This window comes from Pinisolibacter sp. DMC100, from assembly GCF_056313705.1.
Window position 1 is genome coordinate 783,263 of sequence record NZ_JBQUZT010000001.1, and the last position, 22,991, is coordinate 806,253.

The window sequence follows — 22,991 nt, forward strand, 5'->3', positions numbered from 1 at the left end:
GGCGGACGTGGGGGTGGTTCGGGGATGGTTGGGAGGCGGGTGCGGGGTGCCGAGGCGGTGGCCGAGGCCGAAAGGCGGCGGCGTGCGGCTCGCGGTGCAGGGCGTCGGGGAGCCTCCTCCCTTCTCCCCTGCGCGGAAGAAGGCGTCCGCGGGGGTGGAGGAGGAGGGCAGGCGCGGAAGCGGCGAACGGCGCGTGATCCCTCGAAGGCCGCGGTCCGTCGAGAGATCTCTCGCGTCCGCCTTTCGGATCCCTTCACGCTCCGCGGGGGAAGGACGGGGCTCTCCCGCCACGTGTCGTCGTCTCGCGACGGATGCGGTTGGCATTCCCGTCGGAGCCGCTAATCTGGCGCGCAAGAAGCAGGGGGGAATGCATGGTTCGGTTCGCGCGGAACGCCGTCTCGACAGTGGTGGCCATCGGTCTCGTGTCGCTCGTGGTCGGCCCGGCCCGGGCGGCCGAGGCGCACGGCATCGACGGCGCGACCCTTTCCGTCTGGTGGGCGGCCCCCTTCGTCGGCATCCTTCTGTCGATCGCGATCATGCCGCTCGCCGCGCCGCACTTCTGGCATCACCACTTCGGCAAGGTCGCCGCCGCCTGGGGTCTCGCCTTCGCCGCGCCCTTCGCGATCGGCCATGGGGCGGCGGTTGCCGGCGGCGAGATCCTGCACGTCGCGCTCGCCGAGTACATTCCCTTCGTGATCCTGTTGTGGTCGCTCTTCACCATCTCGGGCGGCATTCTGGTGACCGGCAACCTGCACGGTCACCCGCGGCTCAACACCGCGATCCTCGCTGGCGGCACCCTGCTCGCCTCGCTGATCGGCACCACCGGTGCCTCGATGGTGCTGATTCGCCCGCTGCTCAGAGCCAACGACGAACGCCGTCACAACGTCCACGTCGTGATCTTCTTCATCTTCCTCGTCTCCAACATCGGCGGCTCGCTGACGCCGCTCGGCGATCCGCCGCTGTTCCTCGGCTATCTGAAGGGCGTCGGCTTCTTCTGGACGACGCTGCACATGCTGGAGGAGACGTTCTTCTGCGCAGCGGTCCTGTTGACGGTCTTCTTCTTCCTCGACCGGCGGCTCTACCACGTCGACGAGGCCTTCAAGGCGCGCTTCGATCCCACCCCGGAGACCGCCCACATCGGTCTCGTCGGCCTGCCCAACATCGCGCTCCTCGGCGTGGTGGTCGCCGGCGTGCTGCTGTCGGGCTCGTGGAAGCCGGGTATCGTCTTCGACGTCGGCGGCGTCGCGGTCGAGCTCCAGAACCTCGCCCGCGACCTGATCCTGATCGCCGCCGGCCTCGTCAGCCTGGCGATCACGCCCAAGGCGGTGCGCGCCGCCAACGAGTTCTCCTGGGGGCCGATCCTCGAGGTCGCCAAGCTCTTCGCCGGCATCTTCGTGACGATCATCCCCGTCATCGCCATGCTCAAGGCGGCGGAGAAGGGTGCCTTCGCGCCGCTCGTCGCCATGGTCACCCAGGCGGACGGCACGCCGAACAACGCCATGTATTTCTGGCTGACCGGCATCCTGTCGTCGTTCCTCGACAATGCGCCGACCTATCTGGTGTTCTTCAACCTCGCCGGCGGCGACCCGCAGCACCTGATGAACGACATCCCCTGGACGCTGCTCGCCATCTCCTGCGGCGCCGTCTTCATGGGGGCGAACTCCTACATCGGCAACGCGCCCAACTTCATGGTCAAGGCGATCGCCGAGGAGAGCCGCGTGAAGATGCCGTCGTTCTTCGGCTATCTCCTGTGGTCGGGCGGCATCCTCTTGCCGCTCTTCGGCCTCGTCACCGTGGTGTTCTTCCCCTGGTGGAAATGATGGACGGCCCGCTCGACCCGGAAGGCGACCTGCCCGCCCCCTCCCGTCCGGAGGAGACGCTCCTGGTCACCCGCGGGGTCCGGCGTCATCTCGTCCGCCTCGGCTTCGCGGTGGTCGAGGAACTGCCGCTCGCCTCGGGTCGACGCGCCGACGTGATGGGGCTCTCGGCCTCCGGCGAGATCTGGATCGTCGAGGTCAAGTCGTCGGTCGAGGACTTCCGGGTCGATCGCAAGTGGCCGTTCTACCGGGCGCACTGCGACCGGCTGTTCTTCGCCACCAGCCCGCGCGTGCCGCTCGACATCTTTCCCGAGGACTGCGGCCTGATGTTGGCGGATGCCCACGGCGCCGACATCCTGCGCGAGGCGCCGGAACATCGCCTGGCCGCCGCCACCCGCAAGGCGACGACGCTGCGCTTCGCGCGCGCCGCTGCGGCCCGGCTCTTCGGCTTCCTCGAGCCGGGACTGCTCGGCAATGTCGAGATCGAGATCTGAACACGACGAAGATCACGCCGCACCCGGGTGCGGCGTGATCGGTCGATCGGCTCCGACGCCCGCGTCTCAGCGCGGCGCGCGCTTGGCGAGGATGCGCTGCAGCGTGCGGCGATGCATGTTGAGCCGACGCGCCGTCTCCGACACGTTGCGCTCGCACAGCTCGTAGACCCGCTGGATGTGTTCCCACCGCACCCGGTCGGCCGACATCGGGTTCTCCGGCGGTTCGGCCCGTTCGTCGGTCGACCGCAGCAGGGCGCGCATCACCTCGTCGGCGTCGGCCGGCTTGGAGAGATAGTCGGTCGCCCCGAGCTTCACCGCCGACACCGCGGTGGCGATGTTGCCGTAACCGGTCAGCACGACGATGCGCGCCTCCGGGCGCTTCTCGCGCAGGTGCTCGACGACGTCGAGCCCGTTGCCGTCGGCGAGCCGCATGTCGACCACAGCGAAGGCGGGCGAGCGGGCGTCGACCCGGGCACGTCCTTCGGCCACCGTCGACGCCGTCTCCACCTCGAAACCACGCAGTTCCATCGCGCGAGCCAGGCGCTGCAGAAAGGCCTTGTCGTCGTCGACGATGAGCAGGCTCTTCTCCGCATCGGCCGCGAGGGCCTGCGACACGTCCGTCATGATCGTCACCGTTGTTCTCTTTGCGGGCACCCCGACACCCGATTGGGCGGCGAGTTTATGAGTGGAATTCCAATTCTACAATACGTTGGCACCCCGATACGGGAGCCGATACGCGATTGACGGATCAACGAAATCCTGACGCGGTAATCGGCGCGGCACACGTCCCGCGCGCAGGTTCCCGCGACCCGGTCTCATTCGCGTCCATGCGGCGTCTCGTCCTCGACGGACGCGAAGTTCGACGACCCGAGACCCTCCTCGGCGAGCGGCCACAGCGTGCGCGGCCACTGGATGTGGATTTCCGCGCCATGGGCGGGAAAGCGCTTGTTCTCGAAGGTCACCCGCGCGCCCGAGCGCATCAGGAAGGTCTGGGCGATGAAGAAGCCGAGGCCGAGCCCGCCGCCGGTCTCGCCGTCGGCGCGGCCGCCCTCGTCGGGGTCTTCGTCGAGCGACTGCTCGCGCGTCGTCACCCAGGGTTCGCCGAGGCGCTCCAGCACCCCCGGCGAGAAGCCCGGCCCGTCGTCCGAGACGATCACGGTGACCTCGCGTTCGTCCCACGCCAGGGCGACGACGACGCGGGTCTCGGCGAAGTCGACGGCGTTCTCGACGATGTTGCCGAGACCGTAGAGGATCGCCGGGCTGCGCCGCGCGATCGGTTCCGGCCCCTCGCCGCGCTCGATCACCTCGAGCTCGGTGCCGAGATCGCGGAACGGCTCGAGCACCTCGTCGACCACCTCGCCGAGCGACTGGCGGGCGAAGAAGGCGTCCGGGTCCTCGCCCATCGACGACAGTTTGCGCAGGATCTCGCGGCAGCGTTCCGCCTGGCTCCTGAGCAGCGCCACGTCCTCGGCGAGCGGCGAGCCCGGCGGCAGTTCGCGCTCCATCTCGCGGACGACGACGGTGATGGTGCCGAGCGGCGTGCCCAGCTCGTGGGCGGCGGCGGCGGCGAGCCCGTCGAGCGCCACGAGATGGCTCTCGCGCTGGAGGGTCAGCTCGGTCGCCTTGATCGCCTCGGCGAGGCGACGGCTCTCGTCGGCGACGCGGAAGGCGTAGAGCGCCGAGAAGGAGAGGGTGAGGATCAGCGCCAGCCACTGGCCGAGCACGTAGAGCACCGGCAGGTTGGGCGGCGTGTCGGTGCCCCAGGGCAGCGGCGCGTGCCAGGCCGCGAGCACGGTGGCGGCGACCGCGACGAAGACGCCGAGCAGCGCCGTCGAGCGCGGCGGCAGCGACGCCGACGACACCAGCACCGGCGCCAGCAGCAGGCAGGCGAAGGGGTTCTCGAGCCCGCCGGTCAGCCACAGGAGGCCGGTCAGCTGCAGCGCGTCCCAGCCGAGCAGCAGCGTCGCATGGATGCCGTCGAGCCGGTAGATCGACGAGAAATGCGAGCGGAGCGTCAGATTGAGCCCGGCCGAAGCGGCGACGAAGGCGAGGCAGGCGACGATCGGCAGATGGAAGCCGAGTCCGAAGCGCACGAAGAGGATCGCCACGGTCTGGCCCGCCACCGCCAGCCAGCGCAGCCTGACCAGCGTGTCGAGCCTGAGCGAGCGCACCGAACTGTCGCCGAAATCGGCCAGTACCCCCAACATTCCCGTCTTCTCCGACAAGGCGTCTTACGTACGCCGTCGTCAGCCTATACGATCGTACGGCAACCCGAGAAGCGTACGAAGGATCGAATTTGCGTTGTCCGAATCCGCAACATCCTCTCCCGTTCCCCCGGCCCTCGAAGTCGTCGACCTCGTGAAGACCTTCGGCCCGGTCCGCGCGGTCGACGGCATCTCCTTTCGCCTGCCCGCCGGCCGCACGCTCGGCCTGCTCGGCGGCAACGGCGCCGGCAAGACGACGACGATCGGCATGATCATGGGTCTGGTGCGCCCCGACGGCGGCACCATCCGCGTGCTCGGCTCCGAACTCGCCGAGGACCGTTCCGGCCTGCTCGCGCGGATGAACTTCGAGAGTCCTTATGTCGACATGCCCCACCGGCTCACCGTCCGACAGAACCTCAGGGTCTTCGCCCGGCTCTACGGCGTCGCCGATGCCGAGGGCCGCATCGCCGAACTGGCAGAGGCCTTCGCCCTCGATCCCTTTCTCGACCGCCGCGCCGGCGCGCTCTCGGCCGGGCAGAAGACCCGCGTCGCGCTCGCCAAGGCGCTGCTCAACCGGCCGAGCCTGCTGCTCCTCGACGAGCCGACCGCCTCGCTCGACCCCGACACCGCCGACTGGGTGCGCTCGCGCCTCGAGGCCTTCCGTGCCGAGACCGGCGCCTCGCTGCTGCTCGCCTCGCACAACATGGACGAGGTCGAACGGCTCTGCGACGACGTCGTCATCCTCTCGGCCGGCAAGATCGCGGCGCGCGGCACGCCGGCCGAACTGATGGAGCGATTCGGTCGCGATCGGCTGGAGGAGGTCTTCCTCGACGTCGCCCGCGGTCGCGGCACGGCCGAGGAGCGCGCCCGCGCCGGTATCGTGGAGGAGACGCCATGAGTGCGGCTTCGGGTTTTTCGGTCTCCCGCGTCGGCGCGCTGGTGCTGCGCTCGTGGTACCTCATCTCCAACTCCTGGCCGCGTACGGTGGAGCTGATCTACTGGCCGACGGTGCAGATGCTGACCTGGGGCTTCGTCCAGTCCTACGTCACGTCGAAGTCGCCCTATTTCGCCGGCGCCGGCGGTCTCTTCGTCGCGGCGCTGCTGCTGTGGGACGTGCTGCTGAGGTCTCAGCAGGGCTTCGCCTTCGCCTTTCTCGAGGAGATGTGGTCGCGCAATCTCGGCAACCTGCTGATGAGCCCGCTCAAGACCTCGGAATTCGTCGTCGCGCTGATGGTCGTGTCGATGATCCGGCTGGCGATCGGCATGATCCCGGTGACGCTGATCGCCATCCCCTTCTTCGGCTTCAACATCTGGGGCCTCGGCCTGGCGCTGGTCGGCTTCTTCGCCAATCTGGTGGCGACCGGCTGGGCGCTCGCCTTCGTCATCGTCGGCATCCTGCTGCGCCACGGTCTGGGGGCGGAGGCGCTGTCCTGGTCGCTGATGTTCGTGCTGATGCCGATCACCTGCGTCTACTATCCGGTCTCCACCCTGCCGGTCTGGCTGCAGCCGGTCGCCTGGGCGCTGCCGCCGACCCACGTCTTCGAGGGCCTGCGCGCCGTCCTGGTCGACCACACCTTCCGCGCCGACCTGCTCGCCTCGGCGATAGGGCTGAACCTGCTGTGGCTCGCCGCCGGCATCCTCGCCTTCTCGCGCCTGCTCGACAGCGCGCGCCGCGCCGGATCGCTGGTGCAGCAGGGCGAATGACGAGACCGTCGTCGGCTGACGTTGGGTCAGATACCGCTAAGACCAATTGCCGACCGCGCCGGCCTTGGTGCGCGCGGTTCTCGGCCGCATAGTGATCGACCGAAAGAATACGAGAGGCCGACGGAACCTCCGATCGGTCCGAGGGGACGGAAACCGAACCGATGTTCTACCAGCTCTACGAGTTGAACCACGCCGCGCTCCGACCGATGCGCGTCGCGGCCGAGGTCGGCCGCTGGGCCTTCCGCAGCCCCTTCAATCCGCTCGCCGGCACCGCGCTCGGCCGCTCGCTCGCCGCCGGCTTCGAGGTCTTCGAACGCTCGACCCGGCGCTACGGCAAGCCCGCCTTCGATCTGCCGACCACCGTGGTCGACGGGGCGGAAGTCCCGGTCACGGAAGAGTTCGTCTGGTCGAAGCCCTTCTGCAACCTGCTGCACTTCCGCCGCGAGCTGCCGGAGGGGCGCGCCGCCGATCCCAAGGTGCTGATCGTCGCGCCGATGTCGGGCCACTACGCCACGCTGCTGCGCGGCACCGTCGAGGCCATGCTGCCGGCCCACGAGGTCTACATCACCGACTGGATCGACGCCCGCATGGTGCCGCTCGCCGCCGGTACCTTCGATCTCGACGACTACATCGACTACGTGATCGAGATGATCCACCACCTCGGCGCCGGGGTGAACATCGTCGCCGTCTGCCAGCCCTCGGTGCCGGTGCTCGCCGCCGTGTCGCTGATGGAGGAGGACGGCGATCCGCTGTCGCCGGCGACGATGATCCTGATGGGCGGGCCGATCGACACCCGCATCTCGCCGACCGCGGTCAACAAGGTCGCCCACGACAAGGGCCTCGGCTGGTTCGAGCGCAACGTCATCATGCGGGTGCCCTTCCCGCATGCCGGCGCCTTCCGCGAGGTCTATCCGGGCTTCCTGCAGCTCGGCGGCTTCATGTCGATGAACCTCGACCGCCACGTCTCCGCCCACAAGGAGTTCTTCCAGCACCTCGTCGAGGGCGACGGCGAGAGCGCCGAGAAGCACCGCGACTTCTACGACGAGTACATGGCGGTGATGGACCTCACCAAGGAGTTCTATCTCCAGACCATCCGCACCGTCTTCCTCGACCACGACCTGCCCGAGGGCAAGATGATGCATCGCGGCCGGCCGGTCCGGCCGTCGGCGATCCGCAACACCGCGCTGCTGACGGTCGAGGGCGAGCTCGACGACATCACCGGCATGGGCCAGACCCAGGCGGCGCACACGCTGTGCTCCAACCTCGCCGCCGACAAGCAGACGGACTATGTCCAGCCCGGCGTCGGCCACTACGGCGTCTTCAACGGTTCGAAGTTCCGCGCCAACATCCAGCCGCGCATGGCCGACTTCGTCCGCCGCCACGCCCGCGGCGCGGTCGGTGTCGCACCGGCCACCGACGCCAAGCCGACACGCCGCGCCAGGAAGAGCTGATCCCCCGCGCTTGAAACGCGGGGGCCGAGGGGCCATCTCCCGACCATGACCCGATCGCGCGCGCCCTTCGGCGGCGCGGGACGCGGGTCGTTCGGAGGGTTGGAATGAACTTCGGCTCGACCTCGACCACCGGCTTCACGCCCGCGACGATCGCCGCCATGGTGATCGGCTTCCTGATCGCCTGGCCGCTCGGCCTGCTGGTGCTCGCCTACGCGTTGTGGGGCGAACGCTTCGGCTGGCGCGCCCGCGTCGAGAGCTTCATGTCCGGCCTGCGCGACGGGCTCGCTCGCGCCGGCGTCCGCTTCGATCCGCAGGCCTTCTCGCGCTTCACCGGCTTCGCCTCCTACGCCCAGTCCGGCGATCCCGCCTTCGAGGCCTATCGTGCGTCGGTCCTCGACCGCACCGACGCCGAGATCCGCCGCTTCGAGGCCGAGCGCCGCGCCCATGCCGTCTGGCTGTCGCGCCTGCGCACCGCCCCCGACCGCGCCACCTTCGACGCCGTGCTGGCCGAGAAGCCGGTTCGTTCGGCCGCCGAGGGCTGACACCCCCCGCACGAGGATGGCGGCCCTTGCATGTCGCGCGCGATCGGGCAATCTCGCCCGATCGACCACCGACCGCGATGCCGCTCCGGCATCGATTCGACCGACGGGGAGAGACGCATGGCCGATCGCATCTCCACCTCCCGTCTCGCCGCCCGCCTGCGCGCCGCCGGCGTCGACCTGCGGCCGCTGGTCGTCGTGCTGACGATCGCCGGTTTCGCCTTCGCCTGGCCCTTCGGCGTGGCGATGGCGGTCTTCGCCCTCTATGGCGAGCGGCTCGGCTGGCGCGTCCGGGCCGATGCCTTCTTCGAGGGGCTCTCGAACGGGCTCGGCAAGGGCGGCGCCTGCTGCTGCGGGCCGGCCGCCTGGTACTACGACACCCGCCACGACGCCTCCTGCGCCGCGCCGAATTCCGATCGCGGGGCCGATCGCGCCGCCGACCGCGCCGGCCGCCCCGAGGGCGGCGCCGACGTGCCGACCGCCTGACGCGGAGCCCACCCCTTGTTCTTCGCGCCGCGCCGCCGCCTGCCCGCACTGCCCGACAGCCTGACGGTGTCGCTCCCCGACCGCACCGTCGCCGTCGACCTGCGCGTCTCGCCGCGGGCGACGCGCTTCACCCTGCGGCTCGGCGTCGGCGCGCCGGTGATGACGGTGCCGGAGGGGACGCGGCTTCCCGATGCCGAGGCCTTCCTCGAGCGCCATCGCGGCTGGCTCGCCGAACGGCTGGCGCGACGGCCCGATCGCGTCGCCTTCGCTCCCGGCGTGCTCCTGCCCTTCCGCGGCGAGATGCACCGCGTCGATCATCGCGCCGAGGCGCGCGGCACGGTGTGGCGCGAGGCGGAGACGGAGGGCGAGCCGCGCCTCGTCGTCGCCGGCGGCGCCGAGCATCTCCCCCGCCGCCTGCGCGACTTCCTCGTCCGCACCGCCAAGGCCGATCTGACCCCGGCGGTCGCGACCCATGCGGCGCGGCTTTCGATCGAGATCCGCAATCCGCGCATCCGCATCAAGGACACCCGCTCGCGCTGGGGCTCCTGCACCGCGGACGGCGAGTTGTCCTTCTCCTGGCGGGTGGTGATGGCGCCGCCCTTCGTGCTCGACTATCTCGCCGCCCACGAGGTGGCGCATCTGCGCGAGATGAACCATTCCCGCCGTTTCTGGCGGCTGGTGCGCGACACCTGCCCCGAGATGGACGCCGGCCGCCGCTGGCTGAAGCTCCATGGCGCCGGGCTCCACGGCTACGGCCCGGAAGCCTGAGTGCGGGCACGGGTGCGGTCGTCCACCATTTTCCGGCTTGGGCTTGGACCTCGGCCGTTTCGCCTGCTAAAAGGCGGGCACCGACAAGCCAGCCGAGGGCATCCCCATGCGCACCGCCTCCGTCGAGCGCAAGACGAAGGAAACCGACGTCTCCGTGACCGTGAACCTCGATGGTTCCGGCACCTACGACGTCTCCACCGGCGTCGGCTTCTTCGACCACATGCTGGAGCAGCTCTCGCGCCACTCGCTGATCGACATGACGATCCGCGCCTCGGGCGATCTCCACATCGACCAGCACCACACGGTGGAGGACGTCGGCATCGCGCTCGGCCTCGCCATCCGCAAGGCGCTCGGCGACCTCAAGGGCATCCGCCGCTACTCGGACGTCCATCTGCCGATGGACGAGACGCTGACGCGCGCCGCGCTCGACGTCTCCGGCCGGCCGTTCCTGGTGTTCCGGATCCCGTTCTCGCGCGACAAGATCGGCGACTTCGACACCGAGCTCTTCGAGGAGTTCTTCCGCGCGCTCGCCTTCAACGCCGGGCTGACGCTGCACGTCGAGACGCTCTACGGCGTCAACAACCACCACATGATCGAAAGCGCCTTCAAGGCCACGGCCCGCGCCTTCGAGGCGGCCTTCGCCGTCGATCCGCGCCGCGCCGGCACCATCCCCTCGACCAAGGGTTCGCTGGGAGACTGACATGACCACCTTCACGGTGCATGCGCCGACGGGCGACGCGGAAGCGGACGCTCGCGCCGATCGTCTGGTCCTGCTGCCGGAAAAGGCGTCCTTCACCGCCTTCTTCGTGCCCTTCCTGTGGGCGCCGTGGAAGCGGCTGTGGTGGGTCTTCGCCGGCTGGATCGTCGTGACGGTGGCGATCGAAGTGGTCGCCGGCCACGTCTCCGCCTCGCTCGCCACGATCGTCTCGGTCGGCTTCGCCGTCTGGTTCGCGCTCGCCGCCAACGACCTCGCCCGCTGGACCTGGGAGCGTCGCGGCGCCCGTCTCGTCGGCGTCGTCGAGGCCCGCGACGCCGAGGAGGCGCTCGTCCGTTTCGTCGCCCGTCTCGCCGATCCGCGCCGTCCGCGCTTCGGCGACGTGGTCGAGCCGGCCGCCGCCGCGGCGCCCGCGCCCTCGACCACTCGTCCCATCATGACGCCCGATCTGCCGGCCGTGGTCGGCTGGGGCGTGCTCCGGAGAGAAGCGAAATGACCGTCGCGCTCATCGACTACGGCGCCGGCAACCTGCGCTCCGCCGAAAAGGGCCTCGAACGGGTCGCCGCCGAAGTCGGCCGCGGCCAGCAGGTGGTGCTGACCCGCGATCCCGACGTCGTGGCACGCGCCGACCGCGTCGTGCTTCCCGGCGACGGCGCCTTCCCCTTCTGCCGCCGCGGCGTCGCCGCGATCGACGGCATGGAGGAAGCACTCACCGAGTTCGTCGAGGTCAGGGGCCGCCCCTTCCTCGGCATCTGCGTCGGCATGCAGCTCTTGGCCACCCGCGGCCTCGAACACGAGACGACCGACGGCTTCGGCTGGATCGGCGGCGAGGTGCGGGCGATCGAGCCCGGCGCTGCCCACCTCAAGGTGCCGCACATGGGCTGGAACACCATGGATCTCGTCAATCCGCACCCGGTGCTCGACGGCATCCGGCTCGGCGCCGACGGGCTCCACGCCTATTTCCTGCACTCCTTCGCCTTCCACGTCGCCGATCGCGCCGACCTGGTGGCGACCGCCGACTACGGCGGCCCGGTCACCGCGATCGTGGCGAAGGACAACGTGGTGGGCACCCAGTTCCATCCCGAGAAGAGCCAGACGCTCGGTCTCGCGCTGCTCGCCAACTTCCTGAAGTGGGCGCCCTGAGGCGCCCTTTCCCCGTTTCAGGCGCCGCGCGGCGCTCTTCCAACGTAATGGCGCTCCCGCGCCGGGTTCCGAGGCACAGATGATTCTCTTTCCCGCCATCGACCTGAAGGACGGTCAGTGCGTTCGCCTGAAGCTCGGCGAGATGGATCAGGCGACGGTCTACAACGACGATCCGGCCGCCCAGGCGACCGCCTTCGCCGACCTCGGCTTCCCCTGGCTCCACGTCGTCGACCTCAACGGCGCCTTCGCCGGCCGCTCGGTCAACGGCGCGGCGGTCGAGGCGATCCTCGCCGCGGTCTCCGGTCGCATGAAGGTGCAGCTCGGCGGCGGCATCCGCGATCTCGCCGCGATCGAGGGCTGGCTCGCCAAGGGGCTCTCCCGCGTCATCCTCGGCACCGTGGCGGTGCGTGATCCCGCCCTCGTCAAGGAGGCCTGCCGGCTCTTCCCCGGCCGCGTCGTCGTCGGCATCGACGCCAAGGGCGGCCGCGTCGCGGTCGAGGGCTGGGCCGAGGGTTCGGAACTGACGGCGATCGATCTGGCGAAGAAGTTCGAGGACGCCGGCGTCGCGGCGATCGTCTACACCGACATCGACCGCGACGGCATCCTCAAGGGCCTCAACATGCCCTCGACGCTGGAACTCGCCCGCGCCGTGTCGATCCCCGTCATCGCCTCCGGCGGCCTCGCCTCGATCGACGACGTCCGTGCGATGCTGGCGCCGGAGGCCCGCATCCTGGAAGGCGCCATCACCGGCCGCGCCCTCTACGACGGCCGCCTCGACCCGAAAGAGGCGCTGGCGCTGATCGCGGCGGCGGGCTGAGCGACCGGTCGCTTCGCCCGACTTGAACGCCCATCGTCGGCCCCCCATATTGGGCGGGACGGGCTCGGTCCGTCGCCGCGGGTCGCCTCTCCTGACAGGGGCCCGCGGGTGGTCGATGGGTCGCTCGAGAAGGGCCTGAACATGTCGCGTTTTCCGGGCTTCTCCAGCCCCTTCCTCCTCGGCTTCGACGAGATCGAGCGCGTGCTCGACCGCGTCTCAAAGGCCACCAACGACGGTTATCCGCCCTACAACATCGAGCGCCTCGAACCGGCGCGCGACGGCGGTCGCGAAGTCCTGCGCATCACGCTCGCCGTCGCCGGCTTCACCCGCGACCAGCTCGACGTGACGATCGAGGACAGCCAGCTCGTCATCCGCGGTCGCCAGACCGACGACGACCGAAATCGCCAATACCTCCATCGCGGCATCGCCGCGCGTCAGTTCCAGCGCGTCTTCGTGCTGGCCGACGGCATCGAGGTGGCGGGTGCCGAGCTCAAGGACGGCCTGCTGGCGATCGATCTCGCCCGCCCGGAGCCCGAACGGGTGATCCGCCGGATCGACATCGCCGCCAGCGAGTGAGACGGCGAAAGCCGAGAGCCTTTCACGAAGGAACGATCGAGGACGGGTGCCGACGTGCCCGTCGAGGAGGACGTCATGACCCGTTCAAACCCCTTCACCATCGCCCCCGAGGCGCTCGCCCATCTCGGCGAGGGCGTCGTCGCCTATGTCCGCGAGATGTCGTCCGAAGACCTCGCGCGCGCCTTCCCCGGCGGTCCAGAACTGCCGCCCGGCCTGAAGCTCTGGGCGCTGATCGGCGCCGCCGGCCAGCCGATCATGGTCGCCGACGACCTGCGCCTCGCGCTCGAATCGGCCTTCGAGAACGACCTCGTTCCGGTGTCGCTGCACTGAGGAGAGAAGCGGCGGCCGCTCAGGCCGCCGACGGCTCGACCGAATGGGCGAGCAGCGCATAGAGCGCGTGCGGATCGCGGCTGCCGCGCAGTTTGGCGGCAAAGGGCGCGTCGCGCATGGCACGGGCGACCCGCGCCAGCGCCTTCAGGTGATCGGCCCCGGCCCGCGTCGGCGAGAACAACGTCACCACCAGATCGACCGGCTGACCGTCGGTCGCCTCGAAGTCGATCGGTCGCTCCAACCGGGCGAAGACGCCGATGGTGTGGTCGACCTCGTCGAGCATGGCATGGGGAATGGCGACGCCGTGGCCGACGCCGGTCGAGCCGAGGCGTTCGCGCTGCACCAGGCGTTCGAACACGTCGCGTTCGTCGAGCCCGGTGATCCGGGCCGCCCGTGCCGCAAGCTCCTGGAGAACCTGCTTCTTGTTGGCCGGGCGCAAGGCCGGCATGACGGCGTCGAAGCCGATCAGATCGCCGAGGTCCATCGTCGGGTCGTCCCGATTCCCACGAGGTCACGCTCCCGCGGACCTCTCCCATGGAATTGCGCCGAAGGTGGTGCAAACCGCCCCTCGGCGCAACCGGTGTTCATTACGGAGGCGCCCGCCTCCGTGGACGCGCGATCAGGCGTCGGCGGCGAGGGTCGGATCGACCCAGCCGATGTTGCCGTCGTCGCGACGATAGACCACGTTCAGTCCACCATTGGTGGTGTTGCGGAACATGACGAAGGTGGCGCCGGTGAGGTCCAGTTCCTGGACCGCGTCGCCGACCGACAGGGTCTTCAACGGCCGGGTGCTCTCCGCGATCACCGCGGGGTGGAAGTCGACCGGAACCTCCTCGTCCTCGGCCGGAGCCTCGAGGACGCGATAGGCCGTTTCCACCTCGTGCGCGCGACCAGCGGCATTGTTGTGGTCGCGCAGGCGGCGCTTGTAGCGACGGAGCTGCTTTTCGATGCGGTCGATCGCCTGATCGACACTGAGATAGGGATCCTGCGCCGCTCCCACCGCCTGAACGGTGATGCCGGTGCCCAGATGAAGCGCGCATTCGGTACGGAAGCCGATGCCTTCCTTCTCCACGGTGGCGTGGCCCTTGAAGGTGCCGTTGAAGTACTTGGCGAGAGCCTCGCCGACGCGCGTTTCCGCGTGGCCGCGCAGCGATTCGCCGATGTCGACGTTCTTGCCGGAAACCCTGAGGGTCATGGAGTTCGACCTCCCGGTCGGGCCACGTCCCCCGAAGGCGGCGCGGCCGTGTTGTGCTTCTTGCCTCCGACGGATGTGGGGACCGGATCACCGGACCGCAACCCCCGTCGGGGACGCTCGTCGATCCCTCGGGCGGCGCTCCGGGCGAGGCGCCGAAACCCGCGGGACTGCTTCACGCCAGCGCCTGCTTCTCGCGACGACGCTGGACGGAAGAGGGTATGTTCATCGCTTCGCGGTACTTCGCGACCGTGCGGCGCGCGATGTCGATGCCGGTGTCCCGGAGCATCTTGACGATCGTGTCGTCGGACAGGACGTCGTCCGCGGTCTCCTTGTCGATCAGCTCCTTGATGCGGTGACGCACCGACTCGGAGGAATGGGCTTCGCCGCCTTCCGAGGATGCGATCGAGGAGGTGAAGAAATACTTCAGCTCGAAGATGCCCCGGGTGGTGGCCATGTATTTGTTGGAGGTGACGCGGCTGACCGTGCTCTCGTGCATGCCGACCGCGTCGGCGATCATGCGCAGGTTGAGCGGCTTCAGGTGCTGGATGCCGTGCGTCAGGAAGGCGTCCTGCTGACGCACGATCTCGCTCGACACCTTCAGGATCGTCTTGGCCCGCTGGTCGAGGCTCTTGACCAGCCAGTTGGCGGTCTGCAGGCAGTCGGAGAGATAGGACTTGTCCTTGTCGCCCTTCGCCGTCTTCGCCACCGAGGCGAAATAGGTCTGGTTGACCAGGACCTTCGGCAGGGTCTCGGAATTCAGTTCGACCAGCCAGCCGCCGTCCGGGCCGGGGCGCACCACCACGTCCGGCACGATCGGCTGCACCATGGTGGTGCCGAAGGCGTTGCCGGGCTTGGGGTTCAGCGCGCGGATCTCGGTGACCATCTCGGCGAGATCGTCGTCGTCGACCCGCGTCAGGCGGCGCAGCGCCGCGAAGTCGCGCTTGGCGAGAAGCTCGAGATTGGCGACCAGCGCCTGCATCGCGGGGTCGAAGCGGTCGCGGTCCTTGAGCTGCAGCGCCAGGCACTCACTGAGGGACCGGGCGCAGACGCCGGCCGGATCGAAGCTCTGCAGCAGCGCCAGCACGTCCTCGACCATCGCCATCGGCGCGCCGAGCTTCTCGGCGACGTCCTCGAGGGTGACGCGCAGGTAGCCCGCCTCGTCGACCCCGTCGATCAGATGGCGGCCGATCATCCGCCGCATCGGGTCGGTGACGGCGAGCATCAGCTGTTCGGTCAGGTGATCGGCGAGCGACACCTCGGCGGCGACGAAGCTCTCGAGATTGTAGTCCTCGCCGCCCGAGCCGTTGCCCGTGGTCGAGGTCTGGCTCCAGGTCTCGCCGACCAGTCGCGTCGGGTCGATCGCCTCGCTCGGGCCGTCGTCCTGGAAGACGTTGGTGTAGTCGGCGTCGAGCCGCTCGCCGATCTCCGGCGAGGCGTTCTCGAAGGCGGTGTCGAGGTCGGGACCGGAGGAGGCGGGGGCGAAGTCGGCGCCGTCGCCGCCGTCCGAGAAGTCCGAGGCCGCCTCGGCCGCACCGTCGAAGTCGCCGCCGGCGGTGTCGGTGCGCGGCGCCTCGGCGCCGTTCGCCTCCGCGACCGGGCGGTCCTCGCCCTCGTCGCGCTCCAGGAGCGGATTTCTCTCGAGTTCGGCTTCGACGTAGGCCACGAGATCGAGGTTGCCCAGCTGCAGCAGCTTGATCGCCTGCATCAGCTGAGGCGTCATCACCAGAGACTGGCTCTGTCTGAGCTCCAGTTTCGGGCTGAGCGCCATAGACCTCCAACAACCCTCGTATCTCCGGTCCACGCAAAGTGGTCCGGATCTTGCCTCACCCCGATAGTGTTATCCCAAGCCCCGCCGACGGCAAACAAAAAAGCGTCCGGGCGCGGAGGAAAGTGCGGGACGCCGTTCTCAGAAGCTGAACTGCTCGCCGAGATACAGCCGGCGGACGTCGGGATGATCGACGATTTCGCGCGGATTTCCGGTCGTCAGCACGTGGCCGGAGGCGATGATGAAGGCGCGATCGATCAGACCCAGCGTCTCGCGGACATTGTGGTCGGTGATCAGCACGCCGATGCCGCGCTGGGTCAGATGGCGCACCAGCACCTGGATGTCGCCGACGGCGATCGGGTCGATGCCGGCGAAGGGCTCGTCGAGCAGCATGAAGGAGGGGCGCGAGGCGAGCGCCCGGGCGATCTCGCAGCGCCGGCGTTCACCACCCGACAGCGCGATCGACGGCGACTTCCTCAGATGCTCGATGCGGAACTCGCCGAGCAGTTCGTCGAGCGCCTCGCGCCGGCGGGCGCGGTCGGGCTCGACCACCTCGAGCACCGCCATGATGTTGTCCTCGACCGACAGACCGCGGAAGATCGAGGCCTCCTGCGGCAGATAGCCGATGCCGAGGCGGGCGCGGCGATACATCGGCAGCCGCGTGATGTCGTAGCCGTCGAGGCGGATGGTGCCGGCGTCCGGACGAATCAGGCCGGTGATCATGTAGAAGACGGTGGTCTTGCCGGCGCCGTTGGGTCCGAGCAGGCCGACCGCCTCGCCGCGATGGACGTCGAGGCTGACGCTCTCCACCACCCGTCGCTTCTTGTAGGCCTTGGCCACCGCCTCGACCCGCAGCCCCTCGTCGGTATCGCCGATCCGGATGGTGCCGCCGTGGGCGGCATCGGGCGAACGCGGGACGATCGGCAGGATTCTCACGGGCGGTCTCCGGGGCTGGCGGCGGGCCGGGATCAGGGCTTGGCGGGCGTCGCGGTGCCGCAGGGGCCGGCCTGCGATTCGAGGATCAGCTGGACGCGGCCGGAGCTCTCGAGCTTGTACTGGCCGGTCTTCAGATCGATCGACAGCCGATCGCCGCGGGCGACGTTGGTGCACTGGGCGAGCACGACGTGGCCGTTGATCTGGGCGGTCTGCGAGCGCATGTCGAACCATCCGCTGTCGCCGGTGACGCTCTGCTCCTTCTGGATGATCAGAACCTTGCCCTCGGCCTCGAAGCGGCGGATGGCCTGCGACTTGTCGCCGGTGGTCCCCGCCTTGGCGAGATCGGTGGCGCCGTTGCCCTCGTAGTAGACGCGCAGGCGCTGGGTCTTCAGCACCGTGTCCTTCTGCACCACGTGGACGTTGCCGTTGAAGACGGCATTGCGATCCTTGTCCAGCACCTCGAGGCTGTCGGCCTCGATCTGGATCGGGTCCTTGCCGTTGGAGCCGAAGCCCTTGAAGGCGTCGGACATGCCGCCGGTGGTGGCGGCCCAGGCGCTCGAGGCGAAGACCAGCGCGGCGGCGGCGAGCGAGGCGTGGAGGCGTGACGTCATCGGGTGTCTCACGGGGTGGGATCGGCCGTCGTCCCGGCTACGCCGGGCACGATGGTCAAACGGACCTTGCCCGAGAACAGGACACGATGCCCGTTGTCGGTCAAGTCGATCTGGTCGGCGGCGATGGTCGCACCGGGACCGGTGATGCGCACGCCGTCCTGGCCGTTCACGCGGCCGTCGGTCAGCGCCACGTCGGCGGTGGCGCCCTCTACGCGCCAGCCCTTCGAGGACGACAGCGTCAGCCCGCCCTCGAGCCGCAGCGTCTCGCGGTTGCCGTCGTAGGTGCCGCGCGGCGATTCGAGCTTCACCGTGCTGCCGTCGTCGAGCGAAACCCGCCCTTCGATGCCCTCCATCCGCACGACCTTCGGGTCGCTGACGTTCTGGAAGGCACGGGCGGCGGTGACGTCGTAGGTGCGGTCCTGCGACCGGCCGGTCAGGCGCGGCTCGACCATGGTCAGGCCGTCCTTGGAGAACAGCACGTTGCGCACGTCGACGCCCGAGGCGAACCGCATCTTCACCCAGGTCAGGCCGGCGACGAGCAGCAGTGCCGCGATGCCGACCGCCGGCAGCAGGACCTTGAAGAACCGCACGCGGCGGGAATGCCGGTCGGCGGCGATCTGGGCGGCAGGGCGCGCGATCTCGACGCGCGGGCGCACGACGCCGTCGTCACCCCGCGGTCGCCGCGCGATCGCCGTTGCCTCGTCCATGCGTCCTCCCGGCGGCGGCACCCTCGGCGCGCCGCGATCGTGCGACGGTCTCGATCAGGAGTGATCGAGAATGTCGCTCTCGGTCCAGCCCATCAGGTCCAGCTTCGCCCGCGTCGGCAGGAATTCGAAGCAGGCCCTGGCGATTTCCATGCGGCCTTCCCGCTCGAGGATCGGCGTCAGCTTCTCGACGAGCGCATGCAGGTGGAGGACGTCGGAGGCGGCATAGGCGAGCTGTGCGTCGCTCAGGCTCTCCGCGCCCCAGTCCGAACTCTGCTGCTGCTTCGAAAGCTCCACGCCCAGGAGGTCGCGGCACAGGTCCTTGAGACCGTGCCGGTCGGTGTAGGTGCGCACCAGCTTGGAGGCGATCTTGGTGCAGAAGATCGGTCCCGGCATGACCCCGAACGCATGGGCGAGCGCAGCGAGATCGAACCGAGCATAGTGGAAGATCTTGACGATCTTCGGGTCGGAAAGAAGGCGCTCGAGATTCGGCGCGCGCGTCTGGCCCTTGGCGATCTTGACGACGTCGACGGTGCCGTCGCCCGGCGACAGCTGCACCACGCAGAGCCGGTCGCGGTGGGGCATGAGGCCCATGGTCTCGGTGTCGATGGCGACGCTGTCGCGATAGTTCGCGAGGTCCGGCAGGTCTTCGTGATGGAAACGAATGGTCATGGATCGCGGCAATCCGATATCGACGGCGCGAAGCACCTCGCCTCGCCCGTTCGGCCCGTTTACCACGGTCCGTCGCCGGCCGCACTCCCCCGCGATGCGGGTCTCCTCACCAACCGCCGTGGACCGCGGCGACGGAAGCGCCGACCACGCCCAGCGCGACGACCGACAGGATGCGGTGGAGCGTCAGGACGAGGCGGAAGGTGCCGTCGGGATCGCGCGCCGCGCGCCTCTCGAACCAGCGATGCAGCACCAGCGGCTCGAGCACGAAGAGCATCAGCGTGAAGATCGCCCAGAGGCCGACCATCGCATGCATGAACCAGAAGTCGCGCGGGGCGAGGAAGCGGTCGAAGGCGTCGAGCTTCCAGGTCAGCCAGAAGCCGGCCGCGCCCGCCGCCAGCGTCGAGATCCGCGCCTGGAAGGCGAATCGTCCCTCGACCGCCTCGAACAGGGCGATCCGCCGTTCGGGCTCGGCGATGCGGGCGACCGCCGGCAGGATCACGAAGGTGACGAACCAGACGCCGCCGATCCAATGGACGACGGCGGCGACGTGGATCGCCCGGGCGACGACGGCGGTGTCCATGGGATCTCTCAGACGGCGCGTTCGGGCAGGCGCAGGTTGGCGGTCGCGTCCGCCGTCATGTGCCCGCCGAGGAACTGTGACGTGACGAGATCGACGCTGCCGACGTGACCGGCGATCATCTCGCGCAGGGTGACGCCGATCAGTGTCCTGAGTGCGGCGGCGTCGAGCGTTCCGATCCGGCCGGCGGCGGCGTCGAACTCGCCGAGCACCAGCGCGTGCTGCGCGAGGTGACAGTGGGCGATCGGCACCTCGGCGAAGAGCGTCTCCTCGCGGGCGAAATGGGCCCGCGTCTCGGCGTCGATCGCGGCGAAGAGCGCCGGCAGGTCGCCGTCGGCGGTCGCGGCGAGCCGCTCGAACATCGCGTCGAGCGTCTGGTGGTCCCGGTCCATCAGGGGGACGCCCAGCAGGGGAACATTCGACATCGTCACCTCGTCTCGCTCCGTGCGGGAGCCTCGTCTGTCTATCGCGGCCGCCGATCTTGGCGATGTGACCAAAGGCACGTCTTGACCGATGTCGTGTCGGGTGAACAATCGCGACCCGAGGCGCGTTCCCGCGCCGCCCGCCATCGGCGCGCTCGCGCGCCGCTCGACCGATCGCCGCGACCATCCGAGGAAACGTCATGAGCTTCAAAGACAAGACCGTCCTGGTGACGGGTTCCACCAGCGGCATCGGTCTCGCCGTCGCCACCCGCTTCGCCTCGCTCGGCGCCGACCTCGTCATCAACGGCTTCGGTGATCCGGCCGAGATCGAGAAGATCCGCGCCGGCCTCGAGACGGCTCACGGCGTCACGGTGGTCTACGACGGCGCCGACATGTCGAAGCCGGCCGAGATCGCCGCCATGGTCGAACGCGCCATCGCCCGCTTCGGCGGCATCGACGTGCTGGTCAACAACGCCGGCATTCAGTTCGTGTCGCCGGTGGAGGATTTCCCGATCGAGAAGTGGGACGCGATCATCGCGATCAACCTCTCCTCGTCGTTCCACACCATCCGCGCGGCGCTGCCGTCGATGAAGGCCAAGGGCGCCGGCACGATCATCAACGTCGCCTCGGCCCACGCGCTGATCGCCTCGCCCTTCAAGTCGGCCTATGTCGCCGCCAAGCACGGCATCGCCGGCCTGACCAAGACGGTGGCCCTCGAGGTCGCGGAAGCCGGCATCACGGTCAACGCCATCTGCCCCGGCTACGTGCTGACGCCGCTGGTCGAGAAGCAGATCCCCGACACCGCCAAGGCGCGCAACATGACCGAGGAAGAGGTGATCAAGAAGGTCATCCTCGAGGCCCAGCCGACCAAGCGCTTCGTCAAGCCGGAGGAGGTCGCCGGCATCGCCGCCTTCCTCGCCTCGCCCGACGCCGCCTCGATCACCGGCGCGATGATCTCCGTCGACGGCGGCTGGTCGGCCCGCTGAGGGGAGAGGGTGGTAGGAAGAACCCATCTCTGTTCGGCTTCACACTGAGGTGCCCGGCCGAATGGCCGGGCCTCGAAGTGCGAAGCCGCCGACGGGCGGTGCCACTCGGCCCTTCGCCCTTCGAGGCTCGCGTTGCGAGCACCTCAGGGTGAAGGACCTCCGCGAGGCTCCCATGGAGCGACCGATCTCCCCGCCCGCCTCAGTCGTCCCGTTCGCCCACCGCCGCCGCGCCGAAGGCGACCGGCATCGCGGGGGCCTGCGCGGTCTTCTCCGGCCACTTGCAGAGGTCCGAGATCAGGCAGCGTTCGCACTCCGGCTTGCGTGCCTTGCAGACGTAGCGGCCGTGCAGGATCAGCCAGTGGTGCGAATGGCGCACGTAGGGCTCGGGGATCAGCGCCTCGAGCCGTTTCTCCACCTCTTCCGGCGTCTTGCCGGGCGCGAGACCCAGTCGGTTGGCGAGGCGGAAGATGTGGGTGTCGACGGCGATCGTCGGCTGGCCGAAGGCGATGTTGAGCACCACGTTGGCGGTCTTGCGCCCGACGCCGGGCAGCGCCTGCAGCGCCTCGCGGTCGGCCGGCACCTCGCCGCCGTGGCGCTCGACGAGGAGCTGCGACAGGAGGAAGACGTTCTTCGCCTTGGTCTTGAAGAGGCCGATGGTCTTGACCAGGTCGCGGATGCGATCCTCGCCCAGCGCCACCATCTTTTCGGGCGTGTCGGCGAGGCGGAAGAGTTCCGGTGTCGCCTTGTTGACGCCGGCGTCGGTCGCCTGCGCCGAGAGGACGACCGCCACCAGCAGCGTGAAGGTGTTCAGCGCGTAGAGCTCGCCCTTCGGCTCCGGCTCGGCCTCGGCGAAGCGGCGGAACAGCGCCTCGATCTCGGCGGCCGAATAGAGTGAGCGGGCGGGTGCCTTCGCCACGCGCCCGGCGGCCGGTTTGGCCGGGGCCTTCGTGGCGGGCTTCTTCGGGGTCGAGGTCTTCGGTCGCGTCGCCATGGATCGTCTCCTTGCCCCATCCCTAGACCATGTTTCGACCGGGCAGAACCACCCGGTTCGCGATCACGAGCGCCCCCTGTCGGAAATCGGGTGTCGCCGCCGCCGCCGCCTCGCTAGTCTTCCACCATCGACCGAGGATGCCCGATGACCATTGCCCAGCCTTCGCCCGAGATCCACGCCCCCGAAACGCACGATCGCGTCGCCGACTACGCCCTGGTGCGCGAGGCGATCGCCTACATCTCGGAGAATCGTGTCGCCCAGCCCTCGACCGAAGACGTGGCGCGGGCGATCGGGCTTTCGCCGGTCCAGCTGACGCGGCTCTTCGCCCGCCATGCCGGCATCACACCGAAGCAGTTCCTCGCCGCCGCGACGCTCGACGCCGCCCGCCGCCTGCTCGAGGACGCCGCCTCGGTGCTCGACACCTCGCTCGAGGTCGGGCTCTCCGGCCCCGGCCGGCTGCACGACCTCTTCGTCGCCCACGAGGCGATGCCGCCCGGCGCCTGGAAGGCGCGCGGTGCCGGCCTCGTCATGCGCCACGGCTTCCATCCCTCGCCCTTCGGCATCGCGATCGTCGTTGCGACGGAACACGGCATCGCCGGTCTCGCCTTCGCCGATCCGGGCGGCGAAGAAGCGGCGCTCGAGGACCTCGTCCGGCGTTGGCCGGCGGCGGTCCATGTCGCCGATCAGGCGGCGACGGCGCCGCTCGCCGCCCGCATCTTCGACGAGACCGAATGGTGTCCGGATCGACCGCTCCGGGTCGTCCTCATCGGCACCGACTTCGAGATTCGCGTCTGGCGGACGCTGCTCGCCATCCCCTTCGGCCGCGCCGTGACCTATTCGCAGGTTGCCGACGCGATCGGTCGCCCGAAGGCGGCGCGCGCCGTCGGCGCCGCGGTCGGGCGCAACCCGATCTCCTTCGTGGTGCCCTGCCACCGCGTGGTCGGTAGTACCGGGGCACTGACCGGGTATCACTGGGGCTTGCCGCGCAAGCGCACCATCCTCGGTTGGGAGAGCTGCCGCCTCGCGGCGCTGACCGGCGAGGCCGCGCATTAAATATCGTTCACCTCGCGCAATCTCGAGCGAAGCCC

The 22,991-nt window shown here is 69.4% G+C and carries 28 protein-coding genes; 16 read left to right on the forward strand and 12 right to left on the reverse strand.

All coding sequences use genetic code 11. From position 1 onward, the window contains the following. Nucleotides 1-371 precede the first annotated feature (371 nt). On the forward strand, nt 372-1,820 hold the full coding sequence (locus ACT541_RS03640) for a sodium:proton antiporter (protein WP_476134341.1): 1,449 nt from the start codon (nt 372-374) through the stop codon (nt 1,818-1,820). Then, nucleotides 1,820-2,311, forward strand: a complete 492-nt coding sequence (locus ACT541_RS03645) for an MmcB family DNA repair protein (protein ID WP_476134342.1) — start codon at nt 1,820-1,822, stop codon at nt 2,309-2,311. The genes ACT541_RS03640 and ACT541_RS03645 overlap by 1 nt, the downstream gene beginning before the upstream one ends. 66 nt (nt 2,312-2,377) lie before the next feature. Here ACT541_RS03645 and ACT541_RS03650 read toward each other — a convergent pair whose 3' ends face one another. Together ACT541_RS03650 and ACT541_RS03655 are read right to left on the reverse strand one after the other, a co-directional pair. Next, a complete protein-coding gene (locus ACT541_RS03650; RefSeq protein WP_476136021.1) occupies nt 2,378-2,935 on the reverse strand; it encodes an ActR/PrrA/RegA family redox response regulator transcription factor in 558 nt (185 codons plus the stop codon). Between the two features lie 191 nt (nt 2,936-3,126). Continuing rightward, nucleotides 3,127-4,518 (reverse strand): ActS/PrrB/RegB family redox-sensitive histidine kinase, encoded by a 1,392-nt coding sequence (locus ACT541_RS03655; RefSeq protein WP_476134344.1) that lies wholly within the window; start codon nt 4,516-4,518, stop codon nt 3,127-3,129. A 151-nt stretch (nt 4,519-4,669) separates the two neighbouring features. On the opposite strand from ACT541_RS03655, the gene ACT541_RS03660 reads away from it, so the two are divergent. From ACT541_RS03660 to ACT541_RS03715, 12 genes are all read left to right on the forward strand, one after another. Further along, nucleotides 4,670-5,413 carry an ABC transporter ATP-binding protein gene (locus ACT541_RS03660; protein ID WP_476134345.1) on the forward strand — a complete coding sequence of 248 codons (744 nt, stop codon included), beginning with the start codon at nt 4,670-4,672 and terminating at the stop codon, nt 5,411-5,413. Beyond that, a complete protein-coding gene (locus tag ACT541_RS03665) occupies nt 5,410-6,219 on the forward strand; it encodes an ABC transporter permease (protein ID WP_476134346.1) in 810 nt (269 codons plus the stop codon). The genes ACT541_RS03660 and ACT541_RS03665 overlap by 4 nt, the downstream gene beginning before the upstream one ends. A gap of 161 nt (nt 6,220-6,380) precedes the next feature. Beyond that, nucleotides 6,381-7,670 carry a polyhydroxyalkanoate depolymerase gene (locus ACT541_RS03670; RefSeq protein WP_476134347.1) on the forward strand — a complete coding sequence of 430 codons (1,290 nt, stop codon included), beginning with the start codon at nt 6,381-6,383 and terminating at the stop codon, nt 7,668-7,670. A 104-nt stretch (nt 7,671-7,774) separates the two neighbouring features. Then, nucleotides 7,775-8,212 carry a DUF2852 domain-containing protein gene (locus ACT541_RS03675; protein WP_476134349.1) on the forward strand — a complete coding sequence of 146 codons (438 nt, stop codon included), beginning with the start codon at nt 7,775-7,777 and terminating at the stop codon, nt 8,210-8,212. A gap of 117 nt (nt 8,213-8,329) precedes the next feature. Continuing rightward, complete coding sequence (locus ACT541_RS03680) at nt 8,330-8,695, forward strand: DUF2852 domain-containing protein (protein WP_476134350.1); 366 nt, start codon at nt 8,330-8,332, stop codon at nt 8,693-8,695. Between the two features lie 15 nt (nt 8,696-8,710). Continuing rightward, the gene (locus tag ACT541_RS03685) at nt 8,711-9,463 is read left to right on the forward strand and encodes a M48 family metallopeptidase (protein WP_476134352.1); all 753 of its coding nucleotides are present in this window, start codon (nt 8,711-8,713) and stop codon (nt 9,461-9,463) included. A 106-nt stretch (nt 9,464-9,569) separates the two neighbouring features. After that, nucleotides 9,570-10,163, forward strand: coding sequence for an imidazoleglycerol-phosphate dehydratase HisB (hisB, locus tag ACT541_RS03690; RefSeq protein ID WP_476134353.1), 594 nt, complete (start codon nt 9,570-9,572; stop codon nt 10,161-10,163). 1 nt (nt 10,164) lies between these two features. Continuing rightward, nucleotides 10,165-10,674, forward strand: a complete 510-nt coding sequence (locus ACT541_RS03695; RefSeq protein ID WP_476134354.1) for a DUF2628 domain-containing protein — start codon at nt 10,165-10,167, stop codon at nt 10,672-10,674. After that, complete coding sequence (gene hisH / locus ACT541_RS03700) at nt 10,671-11,321, forward strand: imidazole glycerol phosphate synthase subunit HisH (protein WP_476134356.1); 651 nt, start codon at nt 10,671-10,673, stop codon at nt 11,319-11,321. The genes ACT541_RS03695 and hisH overlap by 4 nt, the downstream gene beginning before the upstream one ends. A gap of 79 nt (nt 11,322-11,400) precedes the next feature. Then, entirely contained in the window at nt 11,401-12,138 is a 738-nt protein-coding gene (gene hisA / locus ACT541_RS03705) for a 1-(5-phosphoribosyl)-5-[(5-phosphoribosylamino)methylideneamino]imidazole-4-carboxamide isomerase (protein WP_476134358.1), read from the forward strand. A 141-nt stretch (nt 12,139-12,279) separates the two neighbouring features. Beyond that, nucleotides 12,280-12,714: an Hsp20 family protein gene (locus ACT541_RS03710; protein ID WP_476134360.1), complete on the forward strand. Its 435-nt coding sequence runs from the start codon at nt 12,280-12,282 to the stop codon at nt 12,712-12,714. A gap of 75 nt (nt 12,715-12,789) precedes the next feature. Then, a complete protein-coding gene (locus ACT541_RS03715; protein ID WP_476134361.1) occupies nt 12,790-13,044 on the forward strand; it encodes a BQ00720 family protein in 255 nt (84 codons plus the stop codon). Nucleotides 13,045-13,063: 19 nt separating this feature from the next. Here the strand turns inward: ACT541_RS03715 and ACT541_RS03720 are convergent, their stop codons facing one another. The 9 genes from ACT541_RS03720 to ACT541_RS03760 all read right to left on the reverse strand — a co-directional run bounded on the left by ACT541_RS03720 (nt 13,064) and on the right by ACT541_RS03760 (nt 19,929). Next, on the reverse strand, nt 13,064-13,528 hold the full coding sequence (locus tag ACT541_RS03720; RefSeq protein ID WP_476134363.1) for a PTS sugar transporter subunit IIA: 465 nt from the start codon (nt 13,526-13,528) through the stop codon (nt 13,064-13,066). Between the two features lie 135 nt (nt 13,529-13,663). Further along, the gene (gene hpf, locus ACT541_RS03725) at nt 13,664-14,239 is read right to left on the reverse strand and encodes a ribosome hibernation-promoting factor, HPF/YfiA family (protein ID WP_476134365.1); all 576 of its coding nucleotides are present in this window, start codon (nt 14,237-14,239) and stop codon (nt 13,664-13,666) included. A gap of 172 nt (nt 14,240-14,411) precedes the next feature. Then, nucleotides 14,412-16,007 carry an RNA polymerase factor sigma-54 gene (gene rpoN, locus ACT541_RS03730; RefSeq protein ID WP_476134367.1) on the reverse strand — a complete coding sequence of 532 codons (1,596 nt, stop codon included), beginning with the start codon at nt 16,005-16,007 and terminating at the stop codon, nt 14,412-14,414. A 138-nt stretch (nt 16,008-16,145) separates the two neighbouring features. Next, complete coding sequence (gene lptB / locus ACT541_RS03735; RefSeq protein ID WP_476136023.1) at nt 16,146-16,880, reverse strand: LPS export ABC transporter ATP-binding protein; 735 nt, start codon at nt 16,878-16,880, stop codon at nt 16,146-16,148. 92 nt (nt 16,881-16,972) lie between these two features. Next, nucleotides 16,973-17,551 carry an LptA/OstA family protein gene (locus ACT541_RS03740; RefSeq protein WP_476134369.1) on the reverse strand — a complete coding sequence of 193 codons (579 nt, stop codon included), beginning with the start codon at nt 17,549-17,551 and terminating at the stop codon, nt 16,973-16,975. Between the two features lie 8 nt (nt 17,552-17,559). After that, a complete protein-coding gene (locus ACT541_RS03745) occupies nt 17,560-18,258 on the reverse strand; it encodes a hypothetical protein (protein ID WP_476134371.1) in 699 nt (232 codons plus the stop codon). Between the two features lie 54 nt (nt 18,259-18,312). Next, nucleotides 18,313-18,927 carry a ribonuclease D gene (locus tag ACT541_RS03750; protein ID WP_476134373.1) on the reverse strand — a complete coding sequence of 205 codons (615 nt, stop codon included), beginning with the start codon at nt 18,925-18,927 and terminating at the stop codon, nt 18,313-18,315. A 106-nt stretch (nt 18,928-19,033) separates the two neighbouring features. Further along, nucleotides 19,034-19,507 (reverse strand): hypothetical protein, encoded by a 474-nt coding sequence (locus tag ACT541_RS03755; protein WP_476134375.1) that lies wholly within the window; start codon nt 19,505-19,507, stop codon nt 19,034-19,036. A gap of 8 nt (nt 19,508-19,515) precedes the next feature. After that, the gene (locus ACT541_RS03760) at nt 19,516-19,929 is read right to left on the reverse strand and encodes a bacteriohemerythrin (protein ID WP_476134376.1); all 414 of its coding nucleotides are present in this window, start codon (nt 19,927-19,929) and stop codon (nt 19,516-19,518) included. 197 nt (nt 19,930-20,126) lie between these two features. On the opposite strand from ACT541_RS03760, the gene ACT541_RS03765 reads away from it, so the two are divergent. Next, nucleotides 20,127-20,912 (forward strand): 3-hydroxybutyrate dehydrogenase, encoded by a 786-nt coding sequence (locus tag ACT541_RS03765; protein WP_476134378.1) that lies wholly within the window; start codon nt 20,127-20,129, stop codon nt 20,910-20,912. A gap of 199 nt (nt 20,913-21,111) precedes the next feature. Here the strand turns inward: ACT541_RS03765 and nth are convergent, their stop codons facing one another. Continuing rightward, the gene (nth, locus tag ACT541_RS03770; protein ID WP_476134380.1) at nt 21,112-21,903 is read right to left on the reverse strand and encodes an endonuclease III; all 792 of its coding nucleotides are present in this window, start codon (nt 21,901-21,903) and stop codon (nt 21,112-21,114) included. 144 nt (nt 21,904-22,047) lie between these two features. On the opposite strand from nth, the gene ACT541_RS03775 reads away from it, so the two are divergent. After that, nucleotides 22,048-22,956, forward strand: coding sequence for a methylated-DNA--[protein]-cysteine S-methyltransferase (locus ACT541_RS03775; RefSeq protein WP_476134382.1), 909 nt, complete (start codon nt 22,048-22,050; stop codon nt 22,954-22,956). Nucleotides 22,957-22,991: the final 35 nt, after the last annotated feature.